Source organism: Paraburkholderia sp. MM5384-R2, assembly GCF_014201025.1.
Classification (GTDB): domain Bacteria; phylum Pseudomonadota; class Gammaproteobacteria; order Burkholderiales; family Burkholderiaceae; genus Paraburkholderia; species Paraburkholderia tuberum.
Genome location: NZ_JACHDI010000074.1, coordinates 1 through 2,631 on the forward strand (window position 1 = coordinate 1; position 2,631 = coordinate 2,631).

A 2,631-nucleotide genomic window follows, 5' to 3' on the forward strand; every position below is an offset into this window, starting at 1 on the left:
TACAAGCCGGCAACACAACGCCCATATCAGCGAGTCAAGGGAAGTTCTGTATCGTTGGCATCCGTGGTACGGGCACACGGTATGGATTTTCACCACGATAGAAAGGAAGAACGGCGAGTCAATCCTGCGTTGTGCGCGAGAGCCGTTCCACACGGCGGGCTTGCTGGAGGTGCCGCAATGGATGTTCGATCCCGTTGCCTGCTGTCGCATGACTTCGGCAACGTCTCCCGCCGTCAGCTGTGAAGCATTGAGGGAACTGAAGTACCTGCTGGCGCAGGCGCCTGCTGCCGGGCAGCGCGATATGGTACAAGCCGAGCACCATCCTTTGCTCCGTACAGGAGGTGCTGATGCGACGCCAGACCAGCCCGCAACCGGGCGCTCAACTCGACCTTTTTCATCCTTTCCCGAAGACGCCACAGTGGACGCACCTGCCGCAGGAGGTCCGGCAGGAGACGGTGCGTTTGCTGGCGCAACTGCTGCGGCAACACCGTCGCGGCCTGTTCGCCGTCGTACACGGGCCGGAGGTGCGCGATGAGTGACAAGATTCGGGCACAGCATCTGACGCGCAAGGCCATGCTGTACGTCCGCCAGTCGTCGGCCTACCAGGTCAGCCACAATCTGGAGAGCCAGAAGCTGCAGTATGCGATGCAGGATCGTCTGCACCAGTTGGGCTGGAAGGAGATCGAAGTGATCGACGAGGATCTTGGGCGCTCTGCGGCCGGAACGCAAACGCGCACGGGTTTCGAACGAATGGTGGCAGAGGTCTGTCTTGGGCACGTCGGCGCAGTTGCCGCTCGCGAGGTTTCGCGATTTGCGCGCAACAGCCGCGAGTGGCAGCAGCTGGTTGAGGTGTGCCGCATTGTCGACACGGTGCTGATTGATCAGGAGACCGTGTACGCGCCACGGCAGAGTAACGATCGTTTGCTGCTCGGCTTAAAGGGTAGCCTGAACGAATACGAGCTGGATCTGCTGCGTCAGCGTTCGCTCGAAGCTCGGCGGGAGAAGGCCAAACGCGGTGAACTCGTCATCGTGGCGCCGGTGGGTTACTGCAAGACCGAGGACCAGCGCCTGGAGAAGGATCCGGATTTGCGCGTGCAGGACGCCATTCGCTCGGTGTTCCGCCAATTCGGCGCAGTTGGATCGGTGCGTCAGACGTTGTTATGGTTCCTGGAGCACAGCCTGCAGTTGCCGGCATGCACGCCGCGCGGCGAAATCCAATGGAAACGGCCGAACTACGGCACGGTGTACCGGATTCTGACCAACCCGATCTACGGTGGCGCGTATGCCTATGGCAAGACCGAACGCACGATCAATTACGAAGGCGGAGAACAGCGCAAACGTGATCGCCGGAAACCTCGGGATGAGTGGCTTGCGCTCATTCCCAATGCTCACGACGGGTACGTTCAGTGGGACGAATTCGAGCGGATCCAGCGCGCGATCAATGGCAACCTGCGTCTGGCCGGACACGCTGGCGCCCCAAAGAACGGCGAGGCCCTTCTGGCGGGACTGTTGCGCTGTCGGCGCTGCGCAAGCAAGCTGACGTTACACTATACGGGTAACAGACACGACGCCTTGCGCTATAGCTGTCAACGCGGCTGGCTGGACAAGGGACAACCGCGTTGCATTGCGTTCGGTGGCACGCGCGCGGACGCGGCCATTGCCGAGGCGGTCTTGCAGGTCGTTCAACCAGCGGCAATTGAGGCAGCAATGGTGGCGCGCGAAGAAGAGGCCCTGAAGCAGGATGAAGTGCTGGCCGCGCTGCAGCGGGATCTGCAAGCGGCACGCTATACCGCCCAACGCGCGCAGAAACAATACGACGCTGCTGATCCCGAAAACCGGCTTGTCGCCGACGAACTGGAGCGGCGCTGGAATGATGCGCTGCTGCGCGTGGAGGAAGTGGAATCGCGTATCGAGCAACAGACGCGCACATCCGGTCAGACACCGCCCGCCCGGCCCGATGAGTTTGCCGATCTTGCTGCAGCGTTGGAATCGATCTGGCCGCAGGCCGACGCCCGACTGAAGAAGCGTATTGTGCGCACCCTGATCCATGAAGTCGTGGTCGACGTTGACAACGCAACGAGCGAAATTGTGCTCGTCATTCACTGGAAAGGCGGAGTACATACCGAGATTCGCGTGCCACGTCGGCGGCGCGGTGAGAACACCACGCATACGTCACACGAAGCGATTGATGCCGTGCGGAAGCTCGTCCGTGTCTGTCCGGATCTGGTGATTGCTGGCGTGCTCAATCGCAATGACTTGCGAACCGGCCGGGGTAACTTGTGGACCCAGGGGCGAGTCACCGCGTTGCGTAGCCACCATCAGATCCCTGTCTATTCGAGCGAGCGACGTGCCGCTGAAGGTTGGATGACGTTGACCGAGGCTGCGGCGTTCGTCGGCGTGAGCCCCGGAACGCTCAGGCTTGCGGTCGAGCGCAACGAAATCGTAGCCGAGCATCCGTTGCCCAATGGTCCGTGGATCTTCAATCGCAATTCACTGGGCGGGGATGCCGTCTCCGAACTCGTGGCCAGGGCACGTGCACGGCGCGGATACCCCACAAAACCAATGGCACAACAGGGCTCTCTAGATTTATCAAGCACATAGCGAGGTTGGGCAGTATGAAACATACTTGTA

Annotated in this window: 2 protein-coding genes; both read left to right on the forward strand. The window is 60.9% G+C overall.

Features of this window, described 5'->3' with window-relative positions; translation table 11 throughout:
- Positions 1–347: 347 nt before the first annotated feature.
- On the forward strand, positions 348–539 hold the full coding sequence (locus HDG37_RS38630) for a hypothetical protein (RefSeq protein WP_184056823.1): 192 nt from the start codon (positions 348–350) through the stop codon (positions 537–539).
- On the forward strand, positions 532–2,601 hold the full coding sequence (locus HDG37_RS38635) for a recombinase family protein (RefSeq protein WP_184056826.1): 2,070 nt from the start codon (positions 532–534) through the stop codon (positions 2,599–2,601). The genes HDG37_RS38630 and HDG37_RS38635 overlap by 8 nt, the downstream gene beginning before the upstream one ends.
- Positions 2,602–2,631 lie beyond the last annotated feature (30 nt).